This window comes from Planktothrix sp. PCC 11201, from assembly GCF_900009135.1.
GTDB lineage: Bacteria > Cyanobacteriota > Cyanobacteriia > Cyanobacteriales > Microcoleaceae > Planktothrix.
This window is the reverse complement of record NZ_LT797709.1, coordinates 47717-69976: the sequence shown is the minus strand read 5'-3', so window position 1 is coordinate 69976 and position 22260 is coordinate 47717. Positions and strand designations below refer to the sequence as shown.

Here is a 22260-nt window from a genome sequence, read left to right as displayed (position 1 = left end):
TAGAAAAAAAGCGAGTTTAACTGGCGGGTTGGCTGTAACCAAAACCCTTAACTCGTAGAGTTTTTTATTGAAATAGGTATCCCACGCACATGACTTTATCCACAACACCTCCCAAGGTCAGTAAACCCTCAAAAGTAGAAGGGCTCAAAGAACGCAGCAATAGCTTGCGAGAACCCCTCGCCACAGAACTTTTAAATGATTTGAACTACTTCTCTGAAGATGCGATTCAAATTCTCAAGTTCCATGGTTCCTACCAACAGGATAACCGAGATAATCGAGTCAAAGGGCAGGAAAAAGACTATGGAATGATGCTGCGAACCCGCAGTCCTGGGGGTTTTATTCCGCCTCAATTGTATTTAACAATTGATCAATTATCCGATGAATATGGCAACCATACCATTCGGGCGACCACTCGTCAAGGGTTCCAATTACACGGGATTTTAAAGAAAAATCTTAAAACGGTTTTGGCTTCTATTGTTAATAGTATGGGCTCAACTTTAGGAGCTTGTGGAGATATTAACCGCAACGTCATGGCACCGACCGCACCTTATAAAAATCGGCACGATTATCAATATGCCCGGACTTATGCTAATAATATTGCCGATCTATTAACTCCCCAAACCGGAGCCTATTATGAAATTTGGTTAGATGGGGAAAAAGTAATTACCGCCGAAGAACATCCCGAGGTCAAAGCCGCCCGCATTCGGAATACGAATGGCACGAATTATCCCGACTCCGAGGAGCCGATCTATGGCACTTATTATCTGCCCCGGAAGTTCAAATGTGCGGTCACAGTTCCGGGGGATAATTCTATTGATATCTATACCCAAGATTTGGGTTTAGTGGTAATTACAAATGCGGCGGGAGAGTTAGAAGGATTTAATATTTTAGCCGGGGGAGGCTTAGGACGCGCCCATAATAAGGAAGAAACCTTTGCTCGGGTCGCCGATGAAATTGGCTATGTGGATAAAGCAGATATTTATGATGCGGTGAAAGCCATTGTTGCGACTCAACGGGATTATGGCGATCGCACTAACCGACGTCACGCCCGACTTAAATATTTAATTAATGATTGGGGCGTGGATAAATTTCGCCAAAAAGCCGAAGAATATTTCGGCAAAGCCTTTAAACCGTTTAAATCTTTACCTCCTTGGAAATATCAAGATTATTTAGGATGGCATGAACAGGGAGACGGTCAATTTTTCCTAGGAATTTCGATTGAAAATGGTCGAATTAAAGACGAAGGAAACTTCCGCCTCAAAACCGTTTTACGCAAAATTGTAGAACAGTTTGAAATTCCGATCTTAGTCACCGGAAACCAAAATGTGATTCTGTATGAAATTTCCCCAGAAGTTCAACCCAAAATCCAAACCCTGCTCAAAGAACACGGGATCAAAACTGAAACCGAAATTGATCCCCTAGAACGCTATGCCATGGCTTGTCCGGCGTTCCCGACCTGTGGATTAGCGATCGCAGAATCAGAACGGGTCATCCCTAGTGTATTGGGACGGATTCGGGTATTGTTGGACAATGTGGGTTTGCAACCTGAGCATTTTGTCATTCGGATGACCGGATGCCCCAATGGTTGCGCCAGACCCTACATGGCGGAGTTAGGCTTTGTTGGCAGTGCCCCTGATGCCTACCAGATTTGGCTAGGGGGTTCTCCGAATCAGACACGATTAGCTCAAGCTTTTGTTGATCGCTTATCGATTCACGATCTTGAAACTTTTCTGACCCCGATTTTAGTTTATTTTAAACAGGATCGGAAAGCTGGAGAGAGTTTTGGCGATTTTTGCCATCGTGTCGGCTTTGACGAGCTTCGCAAGTTTATAACCTCTTACTCAACGACTGCCTCAATGAATATTGAAACTCAAGAAGCACCCGTTTTTACAGGTAGCCAGACCCTACCAGAGATGATTGATGCTGATGCTGATGCCCCGGTTGATCCGAGCAAAATTCGGCATCGGGTCAGTGTACGCGATTCTGTTTATAATCAGTTGAAAGCTGAATCTAAACGTTTGGGAAAACCCGTGGTTGAGTTAGCCACCCAAGCGATTGAAGAATATTTGGAAAAACTGAAAGTAGAATAGTCAGGTTGAACTGAGGGGGTTTTAGGTTAGAGTATCTAACCAAGAATTTAATCGGTTTTATTCATGGTTCAACTTCAAAGGATTGCGATCGCCCCGGAACAACTTCAAAATGAACACCTATCTTTAACGGCTGAACAACAGCATTATTTAGGTCGGGTGTTACGGTTGAAACAGGGCGATCGCTTTATTATTATTCAGGGTCAATGGTGGATGGCAGAATTATTAGTCTCTTTACCTGCACCCTCTCCCCAGGCTAAATTAATTGAAAAGGTCTCGATCCAAACCGAATTACCGATTGAAGTTATATTAATAGTTGCCCTGCCAAAAGCCGATGGATTTGAGGAAATTCTGCGTTGTTGTACGGAGTTAGGGGTGACTCAATTTATCCCGGTAATTAGTAAAAGAACGGTCTTAAAACCCAGTCCCCAAAAAGTAGAACGGTGGCGAAAAATTGCTAGAGAAGCCGCCGAACAATCGGAACGTCTGATTATTCCTAATATTTTTGATCCGGTTTCATTTCAATTGGGATTAGAAAAAAACGATCATTCTTGTTATCAATATATTTGTGAAGGTCGGGGAAATTATCCTTCTTTAATCCAGGAATTAATCCCACTAGAAGCAGAAAAAAGACTCAATAAAATTATCCTAGCAACGGGGCCTGAAGGGGGGTGGACGGAGGAGGAAATTAAACAGGCGATTGCGATCGGATTTCAACCTATTTCCCTGGGAAAACGTATACTAAGGGCCGTTACAGCCCCAATTGTCGCCGTATCCCAAGTTGTCGGAATCATTGAAGGGAATGGGGAATAGGGAATGGGGAATAGGGAATGGGGAATGGGGAATGGGGAATGGGGAATGGGGAATCCAAATAATCGTAGGGGCGAGGCGCGCCTCGCCCCTACACACCTTTTGTACAATTAAATTAGACTTGCTATAGTAAGTCCAATTAATTTAAATTTGCTATAAATCCCTAATCTCTTTGATTCAAAGAATGATAACTTTCGTCTGAATCTTCATCTTCTAACTCAAAATTAGTATCCGAATAAAGTTCCAAGCGCTGAAGATTTCGTTCTCGTAACTGATGGGAACTTCTGCTATTTCCTGGCAGACGATTGGCTGATCGGCGTTGCAATTCAGAAGTAGAAGGTTTGCGAGTAAAGGTTTTCCAAGCCACTCGAATTCCGGTAAAAATACCACCCGTGGTAGATTGCAATTTTCTCGCTTGCAGTCTAGCACTATCTAACCCTTGATCGACTTGTTTAACCACTTGACTCGCACTTTGTACCCCCTCGCTAACATCCTCCGTCAATTCAGTAATTTCCAACCCGGTTAGCCGAATCGATTCCAAAGTTGGAGGAAATTCACGGGAGAGAGTATCCGCCAATTTTTCCACACTCCGAGCCGCCCTTGCAATAGCTTGCAAAGCAGGTAAAGCAGCAATCACAACAGCAGTAAGGCTGACTGCAACAAAAAACAGTGACAGTCCAAGCCAAAACAAAGGTTCAGTCACTTAATTTCCATTAACAACAAAATATTTTTGTCCGTCCCCATTAGTATAGCGATTTTCAGGAAAAATCCCCGATCCCTAGCGTTCCCCTGTGGTTTTTGAGGACTCAGGGAGAGGGTTTTGGGCTTCAGAATGATAAAGGGTTTGTTGTTGTTGACTCGCTTCTAATCCAGCCGAAACCGCCTCTTTGAGACGAATCAGGGTTTCATCCCAATTGCGTAAGGCTGACCCCGAAAGTCGATTGGCCTGTATCTGAACATTCGTGGATAGATCCTCCGCCAGTTCAGGTAAAGCCTCGGCTGATTTTTTAAGTAACTGTCTAGTTTCTTTTCCCGAACGAGGGGCTACCAGTAAACCGACTACCGTACCGACCACCGACCCCAAGACTAAACCCCCTAAAAACCGTCCTAACCGTTGATTTGACATATAAAAACCGCAATACCCATTCCATCCACGGACTCTATCCATTGTAAACAATTTTGTTCCTAGAGATTTGATTTTCTGGGTTTTCCTCCTTTTGGCCAGAACTTAACCGCTAAGGAAATGAGTCCCAGAGCTTGTTGAAGTTGTTGTAGTTTGACCTGAAATTGATGATAGTTTTGCCGGAGTTGATAACTGCCCCGTTGTCCAGAATTAATAAAATTTGGGGCTTTCTCCAGAACAAAACGGGTGCGTTGTTCCATCAGGATTAACCTTTTTTCCAAACGATTAATGGTTAATGTCAACATCCAGATTTTTCTCGCCAGAGATAAACACAGCAGAGAAATGAAAATATTAATGACAATAACGATAATCACCATTTTTCTAGGGATAACTGTTTAATATCCATCTGGCCCGATAGTGGTCTGATCACAGTTTGCATCGGATAAATTTGCCATTTTAGCTCGAAATAAATTGCATCCTGCTAATTGGGCATTTGTTAACTTGGCATTTTCCAAATTCGCATTACTCAAATCCGTATGTCTGAGGTCAGCTGACCTTAGATTAGCACCCGATAAATCCGCGCCTTGGAGATTACAATGGCTTAAATTAGCACCCCTCAAATCAGCATAGCCAAGGTTGCATCGAGACAGGGTACTTCCTTGTAAATTCGATTCGGATAAATCCACTTGATAAAGTTGCGTATCCCCCAGTTGAGCCTCCTGAATTTGGGTTTTCTGTAAATTAGCGTAGCTGAGGTTGGAATAGGGCATATAAATCCGGTTTAAATTACTACCCGCCAAGCCAATCTCCTCCAAGTTGGCTTCAAATAGATCGGACTCACTTAAATCAATGGCGCCAAAGTCCCGTTTACCCTCGCTGTATAAAGCGAGCAATTCCTTTGAACTAATCTTCTGCATTTCTTATATATTAAGCAACGAAACCAAAACCACCTCTAAGATTGAGGGAGTTGGAAAAACAGGGAAAATATTTTTGCCTAACCTCTGTTTACTTTAAAACCTAGTCAGAAATAGCCATGCTGTGTTAACAATTTTTTTTGTTTCTATCGTAGGTCGCAGGTCATGGCCGCAATAATTCAGCGATTCGGGGGAAGGGGGGTAAAATTGAAGCAGGGGAACAGATGTCTGAAAAATCGTACACTAGAAAATTGTGTACTCAAGCGATGGAGATAACGAAGGTTATTATGGCATCGTTGTATATTCCCTAAATATTCCGATAACCGTTAATGTGTTGACATTAATATTGCTGTGAGTGTAATGCAGTTAGAACAGTCCCAAAGTCAGTCAATTCCAATTATATTGGACAGTTTACCCGATCTACCGTTTGGTGAAAAAGGATGCCCACGTCGCGCCCGAGTAGAAATTGATTTAATGTTACTGGCGATTGAAGCCCTGTATCTGGGGGGAGCAGAATATATGCTGGTCGTGATCTCAGAACTGGATTTACAAACGGTTATCCCCAATCGGGTAGAATTGTGGCGACTCCGCAGTACCAATCCGTTACGCCGATTTAGCCAGCGTCGGGTGCTGAGTCTGTTGGAAGCCAAAGCCTTAGTCGTGATTATCTCTAACCTGGGAAGACGGTTAACGGCCAAAATTCGGCAGTTACTTATGGATTATGAGACCCTAACCCAAAAACAAATTCCCATTGAACGACATTTACAATTGTCTAACTACTTAACCCAATTTCGGGCGCATTTCCGCAGTCGGATGAATTCCCGGCGGGCGTTGGTGATGGCTTATAGTTCTGATGAAAAGTTAAATGAGCTAGGGATACGTTTATTAGAGAAACTTCTCTTTTGTACAGGGACGGCTGGAATGCAGCGATTTTGGATCAGTTTGTTTGATGGAGAAGTCTCATGACGATTGAACGTCAATATAGTTTACCGAACTGCAAACTAATTTTGCAGGGTTACAACACCGGAAGTGATGGTAAATCCGATGGACGGGCCAGTTTAAATGTTCTGATGAATGCAGAATGTCATTTTGTCGGTCATCCCCAGCCCATCACCGGAGGACGGGAGTTTTTTGAAAGTTTAGTCCGACAGGTGAGTCGCTATGTTCAAGGGTTCCTAAGTGGACTAAGCGCCCCGGAATCCTTCCGTCAGCAGTCGGAGCTAGTCGCATTACACCCCATTGCGGGAGAGCTACACCAGTTAACGGTTCATCAACCTCCCCAGGAACATTCCTCGGATGAATCCCCCTTAGCTCCGCCACCTGTGCAGGTCAATTTAACCACGGTACAATTATTTGATCTCATCGAAGCGGTGGATCAATTTTTGGCCGATAGCCAGACCTTGCCCGAACTGTCTATCCAGTTACAGCCCCTGTCTAAACGGTATCTCAAACCAGAACAGCCTATTGTTCAAAGGGCTGTCCCGGCAGCAATTGGGATATCGAGTCTAGCACTAACGGCCTTGGCTCTATTTGCGTTGCCGATTCCCGATATTAAACGACCCGAAGACCCGAAACTGCAACCGCAAACCCAAAGCTCAACGGTTCCTACACCAACCAATACTCCCCCCCAAGGGTCTTCCCCCCAAACAACCGTACCGCAACCTTTACCCCCTAATCTTTCCAGTCCTCCCCCGATTACCAATCCCCAAGAACTTCAGGATTTAAAAGCTCAATTAAGTGAAAAGTTGATCAAGGCCTGGATACCGACAGCATCGGTGAAAACTCCCTTGATCTATCGGGTGAGCGTGGCTAAAGATGGGGCAATAGTGGGTTATAAGTCTTTGAACCCGGAACCAGGAACGGAAACAAAACAAACACCCCTACCCGATTTATTGTATAAACCTGTAGGAAGTCGTCAAATCAATGAGCCTTTGGCCAATTTTCAGGTAACGTTTAATCCTGATGGGAATTTAGAGGTGAGTAATTTACCGAGTAACACCGAGGCGAGTCCTCAAACTTCCCCCAAAACCCCCGCCTCCAATTAAGGAGACCAACTGATGACCCAATCTGCAAAACCCCGCCCCACCAAGCCCCAGCCCTCCCCTCGCCGATTTCGAGGCCTATTATTTCTGGGGGCGACGGTGTTTAACCTCCTACTTTTGGGGGTGGGTTCCTCCATCGCTTGGTTGGTGGGAATGGCCGTGGCTCAGGTCTATCCGAATTCGAGTTCTGAGGTGCCGTTGACGCAGCAGTTGCTCAATCGGGTTCAGAATTGGGGTTCCCAGGGAATAGTCCCTCCACCGATGGTTAGTCCTCCGGCTCCTCAACCGATTCCCGCACCCAGTCAACGGTTAACTGACCCCCAACGTCAACAACTGCGGATACAGTTACAGCAGTTACAGGGACAGTTGAATACCTTGATTGGACGGACAGCGGCGGTAGAAAGTCAATTGGGAGCCAGTCGTCCCACGGAACCCCTGGAGGAGCGTTTACAAATTCTGGAACAGCAATTGGCTTCTGCACCTCCGATTTCAGGTTCAGGGAGTAATAAACCTGCTCCTGGGGCTATTTCAGCCACGCCTGAACGTCGTCAAAGTTCTGATACCCTGGTGGTGACTTTTCCCAGTGATGTTTTGTTTGATGTGGGTAGTACCATTTTGCGTCCAGGGGCGAACGTGATTTTAGATACGATTCTTGCCGATATTAAAACCTATAAGGGTTCTGCTGTTAGGGTCATGGGTCATACGGACAATCAAGGCAGTCCTCAACAGAATTTAGATTTATCTTTTAGTCGGGCAGAAGCGGTGATGAAATATTTATCCGAGGCGATTGGTACAGACTATCACTGGGCGGCAATTGGATACGGGGCAAATCGTCCCACGGTTGATAATAATTCTGAAAATAATCGACAACTGAACCGTCGAATTGAAGTAGCAATTACGCCATAAATCAGTTATCAGTCATCAGTTATCAGTTATCAGTTGTAGGGGCGGGTTCATCGAGATTGAGGTGATTAACAACAGATATAAAAGAACCCGCCCGTACCAGTTATCAGTGTAAGAGTTAATTAATTGACGAATAAATCCCCCATAAATTCATTACCCATTCGTAATTCGTAATTCCCCATTCCCTTTTCCCTCAAATGAAAATAGTTTTTTTTGGTACGCCTGAATTTGCAGTTCCGAGTTTAGAAAAATTATTAGCCGACCCTGAATTTGAAGTTTTGGCGGTGGTGACTCAACCGGATAAACGCCGAGGTCGGGGCAGTCAATTAACCCCTTCTCCAGTTAAAATGTTGGCTCAGACCCATGAATTATCGGTTTGGCAACCCAAACGGGTGAAAAAAGATCAAAACACCTTAAAACTATTGCGAGAGGCTCAGGCGGATGTTTTTGTGGTCGTAGCCTATGGACAAATTTTGTCCCCAGAAATTCTGGAGATGCCTCGGTTGGGATGTGTGAATGGTCATGGCTCTATTCTCCCCAAATATCGCGGCGCGGCTCCGATTCAATGGTGTTTGTATCACGGGGAAACCGAAACGGGAATCACCTCCATGTTGATGGATGCGGGGATGGATACCGGGCCGATGTTATTAAAGGCGGTAACACCCATTGGACTATTAGAAAATGCCACGGATTTAGGACAACGGTTAGCCCAATTGGGGGCGGATTTATTAGTAGAAACCTTAATCAAATTAGACCGAGGAGAAATTCGGGCCATTCCTCAAGATAATTCCCTGGCGACCTATGCTCCCTTAATCAAAGATGACGATTATCGTTTAGACTGGAATCGATCGGCGATCGCTTTACATAACCAAATTCGCGGATTTTATCCCAACTGTATAACATCATTTCAAGAAAAACCCTTAAAAGTTTGTGCTACGGTTCCTTTAGCACCGGAATATCTCCCTCAATTTCCCCCGGAATACCAGAATTTATCACAACAATGGCCGAATTTATCCAACTTTCACCGACAACCGGGAGAGGTAGTCGCCCTGATTAAACGTTTTGGGATAGTAATACAAACAGGTGAGGGATTATTATTACTCACCCAAGTCCAATTGGCGGGCAAACGGATGCAGTCCGCTTGGGATTTTGTGAATGGAACCCGTCTGGCGGTGGGGGAAATTTTAGGTTAGAATCATCTTGGAAATAAAAATAATGGGAATTTAGGGTGCTATTGTCATAACAGAAAAGGATTAGTCCGACTTTTCGTACTGAATCAACGCCTTTTCTCGTTGTCCTTTGAGTATGATTAAAACAGAGCAGCAAAATTAACAACAACTACCCAGCAAATTATGGAGAGGGTTGGTCAAATTCCAGAAGAAAAATTTCAAATTATCCTAGCAGGAGATATTGTCTCTGTTCGCTTACCCGAACGCTTGAGTGTTTTAGAAGCAGTTTCTTTCAAAACGACTTGTCAGGATGTAATTTCCCTGACTCCTCCGCCCAAAAAAATCATTCTTGATTTTGGTCTGACTATATTTATTGATAGTAGTGGCATTGGGGCGCTGATTAGTAACCTGAAAACCACAAAAGCCAAAGGGATTGAGTTGGTTTTAAAATCCGTTGGTTCTCAGGTGATGGGGGTTTTTTCCCTCACTTCCCTTGACCAAGTATTAACCATTGAACCTCCGAGTGAAGACGATAAACTCAAGGATAAAATCAGAGGGGAAAATCGTCTCCCTGTGACTCATCCTTCTGTGCGGTCTTGGGTGAAGCGATTAATTGATATAACGGGTGCTATTGTTGGTTTAAGTATTTCATCGGTATTAGCGGTTCCAATTATTATTGCGATTCGTTTAGATAGTCCAGGGCCAATTTTTTTTGGTCAGGTGCGTTGCGGTTGGATGGGAAAACGATTTCGGATTTGGAAGTTCCGGTCTATGTGTACGAATGCGGAAGCCTTAAAAGATAAAATTCCGAATCAAGCAAAAGGAGCTATTTTTAAGAATGATAATGACCCTCGAATTACCAAAGTCGGTCGGTTTTTGCGGCGAACCAGTTTGGATGAACTCCCACAATTTTGGAATGTTTTAACTGGAGAAATGAGTCTGGTGGGAACTCGTCCACCGACACCTGATGAGGTAGAACGTTATGAAGTTCCTCAATGGCAACGCTTAGATGTTAAACCCGGGATGACCGGGGAATGGCAGGTTAATGGTCGTTCTCAGGTGAAAAATTTTGAGGATATTATTCGTTTAGATTTGAAGTATCAGGAAAATTGGAGTCTGATGTATGACATGAAGTTGATTGTCAAAACTATCATAGTTGTATTTAATAGAAATAGCGGTGCTATGTAGAGAATTGATGATTAATTCAGCACTACTGGCACAATCAAATCTTCAGGTCAAAACCACTTTAACCTCCCTAGAGGATGTGTTGATTTGGTTTGAAAACATTGCCTTGGATTTTCTTCCTTCGGATATTTTTCATCAGTGTCAAATTGCTTTGACGGAGGGATTTACTAACGCTGTCCGTCATGCTCATTGCGCCTTACCCGAAACAACACCCATTGAGTTAGAAGTTAGGATATTTTCCCCCTGGATTGAAATAAAAATTTGGGACAGGGGGGAACCCTTTGACTTAGAAAAAACCCTGGAGTCTTTAATTAAAATGCACGCCGACCCCTTGGAACATGAAGGTGGGAGAGGATTGATTTTTATGTCTAAATTAATGGATGAACTTCATTATATACGGTTAGACGATCAGCGCAATTGTTTAGTGATGAAAAAACAGATTTAATTACGAATTACGAATGTCATAGGATTTGTTTGGGTTAATTATGATGACCATATCCTCCACCCCCAGGGGTTTCAATGACAAAAATATCGTTGACATTCATTGCGACGGTGGCGGTACTAGTTAATTGTTCTATTGTTCCATTACTACGGATAATATAATTTTTACCCACTAACCCAGGTTGTCCGCCATTTAATCCAAAAGGAGGAATGATTCGATGTTCTGATAGAATTCCGGCGGTCATGGGTTCTAGGAATTTAACTTTTCTAATGATGCCATTTCCGCCTTTAAATTTTCCTAAACCCCCACTATTTTCTCGAATACTAAATTCTTCTAATAATACTGGATAACGCCATTCTAATACTTCCGGGTCAGTTAAACGGGAGTTCGTCATGTGGGTATGAACTGCATCGGTTCCATGATAATTAATTCCGGCACCTGAACCGCCACAAATGGTTTCATAATATTGATAATTTTGATTTCCAAAGGTGAAGTTATTCATCGTTCCTTGAGAGGCTGACATCACGTTTAATGCCCCATATAGAGCATCAACAATGGCTTGGGAGGTTTCCACATTTCCCGCCACGACCGCCGCTGGATAACGGGGGTTTAAAAAACAACCTTCAGGAATGATAATTTCTAAAGGTTTCAAACATCCGGCATTTAAGGGAATATTGTCATTAACCAAGGTTCTAAATACATATAAAACGGCAGCTTTACAAATGGATTTTGGGGCATTAAAATTAGTTGGAAGTTGGGGAGAAGTTCCCGTAAAATCTATAATTGCCCTGCGGTTATTTTTATCGATTTTAATATTAACTTTAATCATTCCCCCGTTATCCATTTTATAACTAAATTCACCATCGGTTAATACATCAATTGCTCGACGCACCGATGCTTCTGCATTATCCTGAACATATTGCATATAGGTTTGAACGGTATTTAAACTATAATATTCAACCATTTTGAGAAGTTCTTGAACGCCTTTTCCATTGGCAGCAATTTGAGCTTGTAAATCGGCAATATTGGTAGCCAGATTTCGGGCAGGATAGTTTCCAGATGTTAACAAATTTAAGAGTTCTGTTTCTAAAAAATTACCTTCTTTAACCAATTGAACATTATCAATTAAAATTCCTTCTTCTTGAATATTTGTACTATTAGGAGGCATAGAACCCGGTGTTATTCCCCCAATATCCGCTTGATGTCCCCTTGAAGCGACATAAAATAAAATAGTCTGTTCCTGTCTATTTCCTCCCTTTACTAAGGGGGGGGTAAAAACCGGAGTTATAACCGTAACATCCGGTAAATGGGTTCCCCCATTATAGGGATTATTTAATAAATAAACATCCCCGGGTTTGAGACTTTCACCTTTTGCAGCAATTAAACTTTCAATACTGTCACCCATTGACCCCAAATGGACGGGAATATGGGGTGCATTAGCAACTAATTGACCGTTTTGATCAAAAATTGCACAGGAGAAATCAAGACGTTCTTTAATATTAACAGAACTAGCGGTATTTTGCAGGGTGATTCCCATTTGTTCGGCGATAAATTGAAATAGATTTTTAAAGATTTCTAATTTTACAGGGTCAGCTTTTATTCCCCCATCTCCTCTGACTAAGGGAGGTTTAATAGAATTAGTTTGTTTTAAAACCAAATAATTTTTTTCAGTTATCTCCCCTTGCCAACCCGGTTCAATAATATTCGTGCCGATGGATTCTATAATCATCGCTGGGCCATGAATAATATCTCCAGGTTGTAAATCACTTCGATTAAAAATAGGGGTTTGTTGCCATTCATTCTGGGTATACATGGGAACAACAGTAATGGGGGTGAGAGACTGATTAGTTCGGTTTAATATCGGTTCTTCAAAGGTATCCATTTTTTGAATAATTTCCGTAGTTATTGATTCAACAATTAAGGCTTTTTCCGGTTTAATAAATCCATAACGGGTTTGATGCTGTTGTTCAAATTTTTGGGTTAAATTAGACAAATTACCGATAAAACGAATGGGTAATATGGAATCTGTCCCCTCATATTTGAGATTGAGTTTCAGAATTATCTCTGTTTTTGAATCTGGATTTTCTAATTCTGTTTTTGCCTCAGTTTCTAAATCTGAAAAAATCTGTTCTAACTCGAAAATCAAACATTCTGTTAAGGGTTTTTCCATGGCTTTTTCTCGTAATATTCTGATATCAGCCAGCCCCATTCCATAAGCCGATAAAACCCCTGCGTAGGGATGAATAAAAATCTGTTTCATGCCCAAGGTATCCGCAATTAAACAAGCGTGTTGACCGCCCGCCCCACCAAAACAACAAAGGGTATAGTTAGAAATATCATAACCCCGTTGTAGGGATATTTTTTTAATAGCATTTGCCATATTTTCAACCGCAATGGTAATAAATCCAGTGGCGACTTCTTCGGGGGTGCGGTTATCTCCCGTTTGGCTTTTAATTTCTAGTGCTAATTCCCTAAATTTTTGTTGAACAATTTCAGTATCTAAGGGTAAATTGCCATTTTTTCCGAATACTTTCGGGAAGAATTGGGGCTGAATTTTTCCTAACATCACGTTAGCATCCGTAACCGTTAATAGCCCGTTATTGCGATAACAAGCCGGCCCAGGATTAGCTCCGGCGGACTCTGGCCCCACTCGATATCGTGACCCGTCAAACCTTAAAATTGAACCGCCTCCGGCGGCGACGGTGTGAATAGCCATCATCGGCGTTCGCATTCTCACCCCAGCTATTTCGGTTTCAAATTGTCGTTCATATTCGCCATTAAAATGGGCAACATCGGTAGAAGTTCCACCCATATCGAAAGTAATAATAGAATCAAATCCGGCTTTTAAACTGGTTTGAACTGCGCCAATAATTCCTCCGGCTGGCCCTGATAATATACTATCTTTTCCCTGGAATTTTTGAGCATTGGTTAAGCCGCCATTGGATTGCATAAACATTAATTTGATGGGGTTTGATACCCCCCAGCCCCCCTTAAAAATGGGGGAGTTGGAGTTATTGATATTTTCAATAATTTCTAACTCTAATTCTTCTTTTATTCCTCCTTCCTTTACTAAGGGAGGATGACAATTTAATTGAGTGGTAACTTGATCAATATATCGCCTTAAAATGGGAGATAAATAAGCATCAACAACGGTGGTATCTCCTCGGCTGACTAATTTCATTAACGGACTAACTTGATGGGATACGGAAATTTGAGTAAAGCCGATTTCTTGGGCTAAAGCTGCGATTTGTTGTTCGTGTTGAGGATAGCGATAACCGTGCATTAAGACAATGGCACAACTTCTAATTCCGGTTTGATAAACTTGTTCTAATTGGGGTTTTAATTGGTCTAAATTAACGGGTTTTAATTCATCTCCTTGGGCGGTATAACGTTCTTCGACTTCGATAACTTGTTCATAGAGCATTTCGGGTAATATAATTTGACGGGCAAAAATATCGGGGCGATTTTGATAGCCGATTCTTAACGCATCTTTGAAGCCTTTTGTTATAATTAATAGCGTGCGATCGCCTTTTCTTTCTAATAAGGCATTGGTGGCGACGGTGGTTCCCATTTTGACCTCAGAAATCAACTCACTAGGAATGGGTTGATGGGGGGATAATCCTAAAATTTCTCGTATCCCTTGAATGACAGCATCAGAATAGTGTTGTGGATTTTCTGATAATAATTTATGGGTGATTAATCTGCCATCGGGTTGACGGGCAACAATATCGGTAAAGGTGCCGCCTCGGTCAATCCAAAATTGATATTTTGTAGTGTTTTTTTTTGGCGTGCAGTTTACCACTATATCAAAACTACAATTGTTACTTTTTATTCCAATAATGAAGCCGGAAAAGCCCGATGGCTTCAGATTTAGTTACTGTACAGTTTGAATGGGCGATGCGGGATTTGAACCCACGACCCCTTCCGTGTGAAGGAAGTGCGCTACCACTGTGCTAATCGCCCGCACGCTTTCTTAGTTTAACACAGCTTTTTACAGATTGTCAATCCCCCCATCCCAAATCCCTCCTGATCAAGCAAGTTATTCTGTTGTCTGGATTTTGAAGGGTTGAGAATTGTTAGCTAGAATATATTAATAAGGACTTTGGTGGATAACCTCTGATAATTTTATGTTTGTTCGCTATGTTAGTTATTTTTTGACTCACCTAACTTTGCTTGTAGGAGTTCCCCTGATTTCCGCCTTCCCGGTTAAAGCCCAAACCGCTCCTCTAATTCGTCCTCTCCTACCCAGACGGCAACCCGTGTTAAGAAACCCAGTTCGAGATTTTCCCTATGTTTTAGGAGTGGGGGATAAAATTCGCGTGGATGTTTTTGGCGTAGAGCGATACGGGGGCGAACAATCGGTTCTTGCCGATGGAACCATTAGTCTTCAAGGGATTGGGCCTGTCCCGGTGGTGGGTTTGACTCTGGTGGAAACTCAAAAATTGATTACTCGACTCTATTCAACAATACTCCGACAACCGATTGTTACGGTTAATCTAGTTACACCTCGTCCTGTACAGATTGCCATTGCTGGTGAAGTTTATCGTCCCGGTTCCTATAATCTAGGAGTAGATCAACAATTTGCTCGACTAACCCAAGCAATCAAAATCGCTGGAGGTCTAACTCAAGCGGCGGATTTAAGTTTAGTTCAACTCCGACGGACTACCCCACAACAACCCGTTGTTACTTTAAATTTAGCGGAATTATTAGCTCAGGGAGACTTAAAGCAAGATCCGATTCTCCGGGATGGAGACAGTATTTTTATTCCCACGATAACAGGTTTTAACTCAGAACAAATGCGCCAAATCGCTTCTTCTAGTTTAGCCGGGTCTTCCAACCAATCGATTCAGGTGGTAGTTGTCGGGGCGGTCTTTCGTCCGGGAGCTTATTCGTTAACTCCAGAAGCGAGTGCAATCGATACTACCATTTCTGGAACCACCACAACAGTAACTAGAATTAATTTACCCACGGTCACCAAGGCGTTACAAACAGCCGGAGGGATTACCAATGTAGCTGATATTCGCCATATTGAAATCCAACGCATCACCAGAACCGGGGTACAAACCACAAAAATCAATCTTTGGGAACTGTTGCAATCGGGAGATATCAACCAAGATGTATTTTTACAAGAAGGGGATACTATAATTGTCCCGACGGCTACTAATATTGCCGCGGTCGATTTACAAAAAATTGCTTCCGCCAGTTTCTCACCCGCCACCATTTCGGTGAATGTGGTCGGGGAGGTCAAAAATCCCGGTGTGATTCAAATTCCCCCTAATCGTCCTTTGAATCAAGCCCTACTATCGGCGGGCGGGTTTGATAACAACCGTGCTAATAAAAGTTCCGTTGAACTGATTCGTCTGAATCCTAATGGTTCAGTAACTCGAAGAACAATTGATATAGATTTTACATTGGGGAATGCCCAGGAGAATAATCCTGTATTACAGAATAATGATGTGATTATTGTTCGTCGGTCTTTGATAACTAGATTGGGTGATAGCGGTTCTTCGTTATTGCAACCGATTCAGAATGCCTTCACATTGTACCGATTATTTAGTGATGTAATTCCAACTAGGTCAAATAAGTAGTAATCAATAATAAATAATCAGAATATTGACCTCTGCGTCCGGTTTTATTTACATCCCGGGCATTTCTGAGTGTCCACCCAATACCGCAGGACTCAACATTCCAAAAATCATGGCAATATGGGCAACCACTAGAAAAATAGCCACAAAGGTAGCATGGATTTTGAGTTTAGATTCTTCACTTTTGTGTTTAGCAATTAAGTTTAATTCTAAAAGACTAATTCCCAATAAAGGCACAACTCCTAATAAATAAAATCCCACCGCAATCACGTCAATAATGGTTCTCCATTGTCCCGCCATTGTGATGGGAATTACGGCTTTAAAAAATAGATGTAAAAAGATCACTAAAAAGTAAAATCCCACTAAAATCCCGGCGATTTTATTAATATTTCTGACTATTCCTGTTAAATTTCGAGTAAATAAAATATAAAGTTCGGAGACGGCAATTGTTTCTGCCAGAATAACAGGCACAGCCATAAAAATCAAAAGATTCCAGGGCTGGTTAGTGGCTAGAAGCTCCATATAATGAGTCATATTCATTGGACGTTTTCCTATGTTTTTATAAGTGATATTAATTTATCACAGTCCTATTTGATTGGCCTCCAAAATTTATGATTCATCGGGAATAGCCAATGGGCAATGGTTTTTAGGAAAAGGGGAAGTAGGGAAGATGACAATAGAATGAAAGCCATGCCCGGCATGGCTTCTGGAAATAATTCGACTTTTGATTATTTGTACTTATCATTTTAAAAACAAAGAACATTTGTTTCTATCGGTTAATCGGGGTAGATTAGAGGTTGTAGGGGGAACCCAAATTGAAACAAAAGTTTACAGGTGGAATATTCAAAAGATTAAGGAGACATAAAAATGAATGAGATTTTTACTGCTATTTTTACTGGTATTACAGCTTTTACCGCTACAAATTTGGATGATTTAGTTATCCTTACACTGTTGTTTTCTCAAGTTAATGCCACCTTTCGTCGTCGCCATATTGTTATCGGTCAGTATCTCGGTTTTTGTACTTTAATTATTGCTAGTATGGTTGGTTTTTTTGGGGGGTTAATACTACCCGCCGAATGGATTGGACTTTTGGGTTTAGTTCCCATTACCATTGGACTTAATCAGTTACTCAATCCTGATGATGGTGATTCATCCTCCGAGCCGGAATTAGAAACGGAATTTTCTCCTACTTCTGGTTTAGCTAGGTTAATTTCTCCTCCCGCTTATAGTGTAGCAGCGATTACTATTGCTAATGGTAGCGACAATATTAGTATCTATATGCCCTTATTTGCTTCTGCGGGTATCTCTAGTTTACTGATTATTATTTCAGTCTTTTTGTTGCTGGTTGGAGTTTGGTGTTACATGACCTATAAATTAACTTGTCAACGGGATATATCCAATTTACTCGCCCGTTATGGGAATCATTTTGTTCCCTTTGTATTAATTGGTCTGGGTGTATTTATTATCCTTGATAGTGCTTCTTTAAGTCCCATTGCTTTAATTACTAGCTGTTTGTGTTTAATGGGATTAATCAAAATTATTCAAGCCTCACAATTCAAAACTCAAAGTTTGTAATCGGAAAACAAGATGAAGGTTTTACCTATGTCTGTAGTTGTATTTTTACTGGGAATCAACTTCTTTGTTTCTGCCTCCTCTGTGGCAGAAACCTCCTCCCCTTCAACCAGCAATTCCGATGCTCTGGAAGTGGGTCAAAAAGTCATTTGGCTTTACAAAGCCCGTGCTGATTCGGCAAATGTCCATAAAGTTCCGGCGGAAATTGTTAAGCTAGGTTCTAAGCAAGTACAAATTAAGTTTTGTAAAAATAATAATGAATTCGTCAATCGCTGGGTGAACCGAAATCGACTGGAAATGATTCCTTCTATTCCCAGTTACGACCCAGAAATTTAATCAATTAAATTTATTAAAATGACAAGTAAGACTATTTGCTTTTATGAATTGATGCCACTTAAACTAAGGTCATAGCAAATTAGAGCGAAATGGCTATAATTCAATTGTTGGCATCTACCCAATTTTCAAAAAAGGAAAACAATATGCGGTTTATCAAAATTGTGCTTGTCGGTCTTTTATTATGCGTGAATCTAATGATTGCCCAACCCTCTTGGGCCAGCAAAGATCTTACTAAAGGGGCTGACTATGCAGAGGTTACTCAGACATTGAATCAACTTCTACTGGTTAAAGATACACCAGAAGAAGCCGGTTATACTCCTGAGCAATTTCAACAGCGACTGGCTCAATTAGAGTCCCAGAAAAAAATTATAGAAACTGCGAAAAAACGAGCTCAGTGCCACAATGAAACAGGAAAAACAGTAGGGGTTTATGCCAGTGACGGAGGCAAAACTCCTAGCGAACTCTATTTTCTCGCAGCCGGTCAAATTACCGATGATGATTGGGATTGTGATGGCTTCTACTTCCCCGCAGGAACTCAAGTAGTATTCAGTCCGAATACTCCCGCCGAAGAATTAACTGAACCCATTACGGTGAATTTTGTTGATGGTACTCAGTCCGTTGCTACGGCTGACCCGACAACCGGGGAAATTCAATTAAATATTGAACCCGCCAAAATTGTCAAAGCGGCGGAAAGCAATGGGTTAATCCCCACATTATCCCAAGCGGAAATTGATACCCAAATTCCGAGTCCAGAGTTGATTGACTAATTTTAAGTTCGGGGGAATGAATGAGTTTTAATTCATTCCCTGGGCTTGAATAGCGGTAATGGCAACGGTATTCACAATATCGGTAATCGTACAACCCCGACTTAAATCATTCACGGGTTTATTTAATCCTTGTAAAACCGGGCCAATGGCAACGGCATTCGCAGACCTTTGTACGGCTTTATAAGTATTATTTCCGGTGTTTAAATCGGGGAAAATAAATACCGTTGCGTGTCCGGCAACTTCACTTCCTGGTAGTTTGGTTTTAGCTACATCTTCATCAACGGCCGCATCGTATTGGATGGGGCCTTCTATTTTTAAATCGGGGCGTAATTGACGGGCAATCAAGGTCGCTTCTCGCACCTTATCCACATCTTTTCCTTGTCCTGATTCTCCGGTGGAATAGGATAACATCGCTACTAAAGGTTCAACTCCAAATTGTTCAGCAGTTAGGGCAGAACTAATGGCAATATCGGCTAATTGTTGGGGGTTAGGATTGGGATTCACCGCACAATCTCCATAGACCAAAACCCGGTCTTCTAAACACATAAAAAACACACTGGAAACAATCGAACATCCCGGTGGAGTTTTAATAAATTCCAAGGCGGGACGAATAGTATGCCCGGTGGTATGAATAGCCCCGGAAACCATCCCATCCGCCATACCTTTATGAACCATCATCGTGCCAAAATAGCTTAAATCGTGCATCACATCTAGGGCGCAATCTTCCGTAATTCCCTTATGTTTTCGCAATTGATAATAGGTTTGAGCATAGTCTTCATGCCAGGGAGATGTCATGGGATTCACAATATTAACTCCTTCTAACTTTAATCCCAGTGAAATTGCTTTTTCTCGGATTTCTTGGGGATTTCCTAATAGGGTAATATCCACAATCCCCCGTCTTAATAGAATTTCAGTGGCTTTTAAAATTCGTTCTTCTGTGCCTTCGGGTAGAACAATATGTTGACGTTGTTTCTTAGCCCGGGCGACCAGTTCGTACTCAAACATAATCGGAGTAATATGGGAAGAACGGGATAGAGAAATCCGGGTTTCAATTTTAGACGTATCAATATGGTTTTCAAATAGTCCTAAAGCTGAGGCAATTTTTCGTTCATTATCGGGGGTAATTTTTGAGTGAATATTATTAATGATGGTTGCAGTATTATAGGTATCGGTTTCTACGCTAAACATCGGTACTGTCCATTTTGTAAACCCTTGAATTAGTTTTTGCAGAGAGGGTGGTAGTTCAAACCCCCCAGTTAAAATAATTCCGGCAATATTGGGGTAAGTTTCTGAAAAAGCCGACGCTAAACACGCTAGAATAATATCAGCCCGATCTCCTGGGGTAACAATTAAACAGCCTTCTCGAATATGATAGAGAAAATTAGGAACGTGCATCGCCGCTACTTTAAACGATAACACTTCCTGTTTTAATTGTTCGGAATCGCCATGAACAAATTCACCCTCAAGGGCAGTTATAATTTCCCCGACGGTGGGTTTAGAAAGAGCCTCTATTTCGGGTAAAATAAAGACGGGATCATCATAAGACCAAATCTCTGCCAGTTCCTGGGAAACGGATTGAAATTGTTCGGGAGAAATTCGATTAACCATGGTTGCTACCAGGGTTAAATCCCTTTCTATAAAGGCTTTTCGTTCACTTTTAACACTACTAATCACGTCTTCTTGGCTTTTTCCCTGTCCATTCGCGACTAATAAAATCGGTGCATCGAGTTGATTAGCAATTTCGGCATTAAAGTTAAATTCAAAAGCGGAAATAATATCAGTAAAATCCGTGCCTTCACAAACAATAAAATCACATTTTTCTTCTAAAGCCTTATATTTCTCAATAATCCGTTTCAGGATTTCTTCAAACTGTCCCTCGGCAATTAAAGTCCGGGTTTCTTCATGGGTCACGCCATAATAATCTTGATAGGGAAACTCCAAATGATAGCGACTCCGAATCAGTTCAATATCATTATCTAGTTGAGTTCCCGCTTGAATAATCGGCCGGAAAAATCCTAACCGTCGGATGCGTTTCGAGAGTAATTCCATAATTCCTAACAGAATTAAGGACTTACCACTATCGGGTTCAATGCTAGTAATATATAGGTTGCTAATCATAAATAAAAAAGGCAATAGACACTCTTGCAGTCATTGTAGGCTGATTTGTTAACTAGACTGTTGCACTTGTCGCAATTTTGCTGTTTTTTTAAAATTGTTACATTTATTAACAACTTAGGGACATCCAGAACCCACCCGAATGGGATAATTAACAATTGGTCTTTACTAAAAATATTTTTACCCCGTTTCTTATGTCTTCAGAATCTCATAAAAATGCCTTAAATCTGGTTCAACGTCCCCGTCGTCTGCGTCGCACCGATGCCCTCCGGCGCATGGTCACGGAAACCCAGCTTACGGTCAATGACTTAATTTATCCTCTGTTTATCATGGAGGGGGAAAATCAAAAGGTTGAGGTTTCTTCTATGCCTGGAAGTTACCGCTATACCTTGGATTTACTGTTAAAAGAAGTTAAGGAAGCCTGGGAGTTAGGCATTCCCGCCATTGCCTTATTTCCCTTGGTTGCGGAAGAAAAAAAAGATAACGCCGGAACGGAAAGTTATAACCCAGACGGCCTAATTCAGCGTACTGTTAGGGCAATTAAACAGGCAATTCCTGATATTATGATCATCACGGATATTGCCCTTGATCCTTTTTCAAGTAAGGGTCATGATGGAATTGTCAGCGAGGATGGGGAAATTCTCAATGATCAAACCGTCGCAGTTTTAGTTAAACAGGCGATTTCCCATGCCCAGGCGGGGGCTGATATTGTCGCCCCTTCGGATATGATGGATGGTCGAATTGGGGCGATTCGTCAGGGGTTAGATGAGGCGGGCTATACTCAGGTAGCGATTTTGGCCTATACCGCTAAGTATGCCTCGGCCTATTATGGCCCTTTTCGGGATGCCTTGGATTCGGCCCCGAAATTTGGCGATAAAAAAACCTATCAAATGAACCCCGCTAACTCCCGAGAAGCCTTGACAGAATTGGCTTTAGATGAAGCCGAAGGCGCTGATATTGTCATGGTTAAACCCGCTTTAGCCTATTTAGATATTATTCATCTGTTGCGCTCGTCAACGGATTTACCCGTGGCGGCCTATAACGTCAGTGGGGAATATGCCATGATTAAGGCGGCTGGACAAATGGGTTGGATTGATGAGAAAAAAGTGATGTTAGAAACCCTCACCAGTATTAAACGGGCTGGGGCGGATTTAATTCTCACCTATTTTGCTAAGGAAGTCGCTCTAATTTTGCGTTAGGAATATTACCA

20 protein-coding genes and 1 tRNA gene are annotated in these 22260 nt (G+C 42.0%); 13 read left to right on the top strand and 8 right to left on the bottom strand.

What is annotated here, in order from left to right:
* Positions 1-89: 89 nt before the first annotated feature.
* Both sir and PL11201_RS18900 read left to right on the top strand, forming a co-directional pair.
* Complete coding sequence (sir, locus tag PL11201_RS18905; RefSeq protein ID WP_079680444.1) at positions 90-2090, top strand: sulfite reductase, ferredoxin dependent; 2001 nt, start codon at positions 90-92, stop codon at positions 2088-2090.
* 63 nt (positions 2091-2153) lie between these two features.
* Positions 2154-2900: a 16S rRNA (uracil(1498)-N(3))-methyltransferase gene (locus PL11201_RS18900; protein ID WP_079680443.1), complete on the top strand. Its 747-nt coding sequence runs from the start codon at positions 2154-2156 to the stop codon at positions 2898-2900.
* Between the two features lie 160 nt (positions 2901-3060).
* On the opposite strand, the gene PL11201_RS18895 is transcribed toward PL11201_RS18900, so the two are convergent.
* The 4 genes from PL11201_RS18895 to PL11201_RS18880 form a co-directional block, all read right to left on the bottom strand.
* Positions 3061-3600, bottom strand: coding sequence for a DUF948 domain-containing protein (locus PL11201_RS18895; RefSeq protein ID WP_234996771.1), 540 nt, complete (start codon positions 3598-3600; stop codon positions 3061-3063).
* 75 nt (positions 3601-3675) lie between these two features.
* Positions 3676-4023 carry a YtxH domain-containing protein gene (locus PL11201_RS18890; protein ID WP_079680442.1) on the bottom strand — a complete coding sequence of 116 codons (348 nt, stop codon included), beginning with the start codon at positions 4021-4023 and terminating at the stop codon, positions 3676-3678.
* Positions 4024-4082: 59 nt separating this feature from the next.
* Positions 4083-4397: a hypothetical protein gene (locus PL11201_RS18885; RefSeq protein ID WP_079680441.1), complete on the bottom strand. Its 315-nt coding sequence runs from the start codon at positions 4395-4397 to the stop codon at positions 4083-4085.
* Positions 4398-4415: 18 nt separating this feature from the next.
* Complete coding sequence (locus tag PL11201_RS18880; RefSeq protein ID WP_079680440.1) at positions 4416-4937, bottom strand: pentapeptide repeat-containing protein; 522 nt, start codon at positions 4935-4937, stop codon at positions 4416-4418.
* A gap of 357 nt (positions 4938-5294) precedes the next feature.
* Here PL11201_RS18880 and PL11201_RS18875 point away from each other — a divergent pair, with 357 nt between their 5' ends.
* From PL11201_RS18875 to PL11201_RS18850, 6 genes are all read left to right on the top strand, one after another.
* Positions 5295-5900, top strand: coding sequence for a DUF3038 domain-containing protein (locus tag PL11201_RS18875; protein ID WP_079680439.1), 606 nt, complete (start codon positions 5295-5297; stop codon positions 5898-5900).
* Positions 5897-6979 (top strand): DUF4335 domain-containing protein, encoded by a 1083-nt coding sequence (locus tag PL11201_RS18870; protein WP_079680438.1) that lies wholly within the window; start codon positions 5897-5899, stop codon positions 6977-6979. The genes PL11201_RS18875 and PL11201_RS18870 overlap by 4 nt, the downstream gene beginning before the upstream one ends.
* A 12-nt stretch (positions 6980-6991) precedes the next feature.
* Positions 6992-7882 (top strand): OmpA family protein, encoded by an 891-nt coding sequence (locus tag PL11201_RS18865; protein ID WP_079680437.1) that lies wholly within the window; start codon positions 6992-6994, stop codon positions 7880-7882.
* 194 nt (positions 7883-8076) lie between these two features.
* On the top strand, positions 8077-9072 hold the full coding sequence (gene fmt / locus PL11201_RS18860; protein ID WP_079680436.1) for a methionyl-tRNA formyltransferase: 996 nt from the start codon (positions 8077-8079) through the stop codon (positions 9070-9072).
* 159 nt (positions 9073-9231) lie between these two features.
* On the top strand, positions 9232-10236 hold the full coding sequence (locus tag PL11201_RS18855) for a sugar transferase (protein WP_079680435.1): 1005 nt from the start codon (positions 9232-9234) through the stop codon (positions 10234-10236).
* Positions 10237-10243: 7 nt separating this feature from the next.
* Positions 10244-10678: an ATP-binding protein gene (locus PL11201_RS18850; RefSeq protein ID WP_079680434.1), complete on the top strand. Its 435-nt coding sequence runs from the start codon at positions 10244-10246 to the stop codon at positions 10676-10678.
* Between the two features lie 34 nt (positions 10679-10712).
* On the opposite strand, the gene PL11201_RS18845 is transcribed toward PL11201_RS18850, so the two are convergent.
* Positions 10713-14477 carry a hydantoinase B/oxoprolinase family protein gene (locus tag PL11201_RS18845; RefSeq protein WP_079680433.1) on the bottom strand — a complete coding sequence of 1255 codons (3765 nt, stop codon included), beginning with the start codon at positions 14475-14477 and terminating at the stop codon, positions 10713-10715.
* 89 nt (positions 14478-14566) lie between these two features.
* A tRNA-Val gene (locus PL11201_RS18840) sits at positions 14567-14638 on the bottom strand.
* Between the two features lie 164 nt (positions 14639-14802).
* On the opposite strand from PL11201_RS18840, the gene PL11201_RS18835 reads away from it, so the two are divergent.
* A complete protein-coding gene (locus PL11201_RS18835) occupies positions 14803-16263 on the top strand; it encodes an SLBB domain-containing protein (RefSeq protein WP_079680432.1) in 1461 nt (486 codons plus the stop codon).
* Positions 16264-16311: 48 nt separating this feature from the next.
* Here PL11201_RS18835 and PL11201_RS18830 read toward each other — a convergent pair whose 3' ends face one another.
* Positions 16312-16800, bottom strand: a complete 489-nt coding sequence (locus PL11201_RS18830) for a DUF6803 family protein (protein ID WP_079680431.1) — start codon at positions 16798-16800, stop codon at positions 16312-16314.
* A gap of 327 nt (positions 16801-17127) precedes the next feature.
* Between PL11201_RS18830 and PL11201_RS18825 the strand changes: the two genes are divergently transcribed.
* The 3 genes from PL11201_RS18825 to PL11201_RS18815 all read left to right on the top strand — a co-directional run bounded on the left by PL11201_RS18825 (position 17128) and on the right by PL11201_RS18815 (position 18935).
* Entirely contained in the window at positions 17128-17835 is a 708-nt protein-coding gene (locus PL11201_RS18825; RefSeq protein WP_079680430.1) for a cadmium resistance transporter, read from the top strand.
* 27 nt (positions 17836-17862) lie between these two features.
* Positions 17863-18168, top strand: coding sequence for a hypothetical protein (locus PL11201_RS18820; protein ID WP_200816820.1), 306 nt, complete (start codon positions 17863-17865; stop codon positions 18166-18168).
* A 143-nt stretch (positions 18169-18311) separates the two neighbouring features.
* On the top strand, positions 18312-18935 hold the full coding sequence (locus tag PL11201_RS18815; RefSeq protein ID WP_079680518.1) for a hypothetical protein: 624 nt from the start codon (positions 18312-18314) through the stop codon (positions 18933-18935).
* A gap of 27 nt (positions 18936-18962) precedes the next feature.
* Here PL11201_RS18815 and pta read toward each other — a convergent pair whose 3' ends face one another.
* Positions 18963-21053: a phosphate acetyltransferase gene (gene pta, locus PL11201_RS18810; RefSeq protein ID WP_079680428.1), complete on the bottom strand. Its 2091-nt coding sequence runs from the start codon at positions 21051-21053 to the stop codon at positions 18963-18965.
* Between the two features lie 191 nt (positions 21054-21244).
* Between pta and hemB the strand changes: the two genes are divergently transcribed.
* Positions 21245-22249, top strand: a complete 1005-nt coding sequence (gene hemB / locus PL11201_RS18805; RefSeq protein ID WP_079680427.1) for a porphobilinogen synthase — start codon at positions 21245-21247, stop codon at positions 22247-22249.
* Positions 22250-22260: the final 11 nt, after the last annotated feature.

What these genes read in the sequence shown, in the direction of transcription:
- sir (WP_079680444.1), top strand. Translation starts at nt 90, where the DNA reads ATGACTTTATCCACAACACCTCCCAAGGTCAGTAAACCCTCAAAAGTA.
- PL11201_RS18900 (WP_079680443.1), top strand. Translation starts at nt 2,154, where the DNA reads ATGGTTCAACTTCAAAGGATTGCGATCGCCCCGGAACAACTTCAAAAT.
- PL11201_RS18890 (WP_079680442.1), bottom strand. Translation starts at nt 4,023, where the DNA reads ATGTCAAATCAACGGTTAGGACGGTTTTTAGGGGGTTTAGTCTTGGGG.
- PL11201_RS18885 (WP_079680441.1), bottom strand. Translation starts at nt 4,397, where the DNA reads ATGGTGATTATCGTTATTGTCATTAATATTTTCATTTCTCTGCTGTGT.
- PL11201_RS18880 (WP_079680440.1), bottom strand. Translation starts at nt 4,937, where the DNA reads ATGCAGAAGATTAGTTCAAAGGAATTGCTCGCTTTATACAGCGAGGGT.
- PL11201_RS18875 (WP_079680439.1), top strand. Translation starts at nt 5,295, where the DNA reads ATGCAGTTAGAACAGTCCCAAAGTCAGTCAATTCCAATTATATTGGAC.
- PL11201_RS18870 (WP_079680438.1), top strand. Translation starts at nt 5,897, where the DNA reads ATGACGATTGAACGTCAATATAGTTTACCGAACTGCAAACTAATTTTG.
- PL11201_RS18865 (WP_079680437.1), top strand. Translation starts at nt 6,992, where the DNA reads ATGACCCAATCTGCAAAACCCCGCCCCACCAAGCCCCAGCCCTCCCCT.
- fmt (WP_079680436.1), top strand. Translation starts at nt 8,077, where the DNA reads ATGAAAATAGTTTTTTTTGGTACGCCTGAATTTGCAGTTCCGAGTTTA.
- PL11201_RS18855 (WP_079680435.1), top strand. Translation starts at nt 9,232, where the DNA reads ATGGAGAGGGTTGGTCAAATTCCAGAAGAAAAATTTCAAATTATCCTA.
- PL11201_RS18850 (WP_079680434.1), top strand. Translation starts at nt 10,244, where the DNA reads ATGATTAATTCAGCACTACTGGCACAATCAAATCTTCAGGTCAAAACC.
- PL11201_RS18835 (WP_079680432.1), top strand. Translation starts at nt 14,803, where the DNA reads ATGTTTGTTCGCTATGTTAGTTATTTTTTGACTCACCTAACTTTGCTT.
- PL11201_RS18830 (WP_079680431.1), bottom strand. Translation starts at nt 16,800, where the DNA reads ATGAATATGACTCATTATATGGAGCTTCTAGCCACTAACCAGCCCTGG.
- PL11201_RS18825 (WP_079680430.1), top strand. Translation starts at nt 17,128, where the DNA reads ATGAATGAGATTTTTACTGCTATTTTTACTGGTATTACAGCTTTTACC.
- PL11201_RS18820 (WP_200816820.1), top strand. Translation starts at nt 17,863, where the DNA reads ATGTCTGTAGTTGTATTTTTACTGGGAATCAACTTCTTTGTTTCTGCC.
- PL11201_RS18815 (WP_079680518.1), top strand. Translation starts at nt 18,312, where the DNA reads ATGCGGTTTATCAAAATTGTGCTTGTCGGTCTTTTATTATGCGTGAAT.
- pta (WP_079680428.1), bottom strand. Translation starts at nt 21,053, where the DNA reads ATGATTAGCAACCTATATATTACTAGCATTGAACCCGATAGTGGTAAG.
- hemB (WP_079680427.1), top strand. Translation starts at nt 21,245, where the DNA reads ATGTCTTCAGAATCTCATAAAAATGCCTTAAATCTGGTTCAACGTCCC.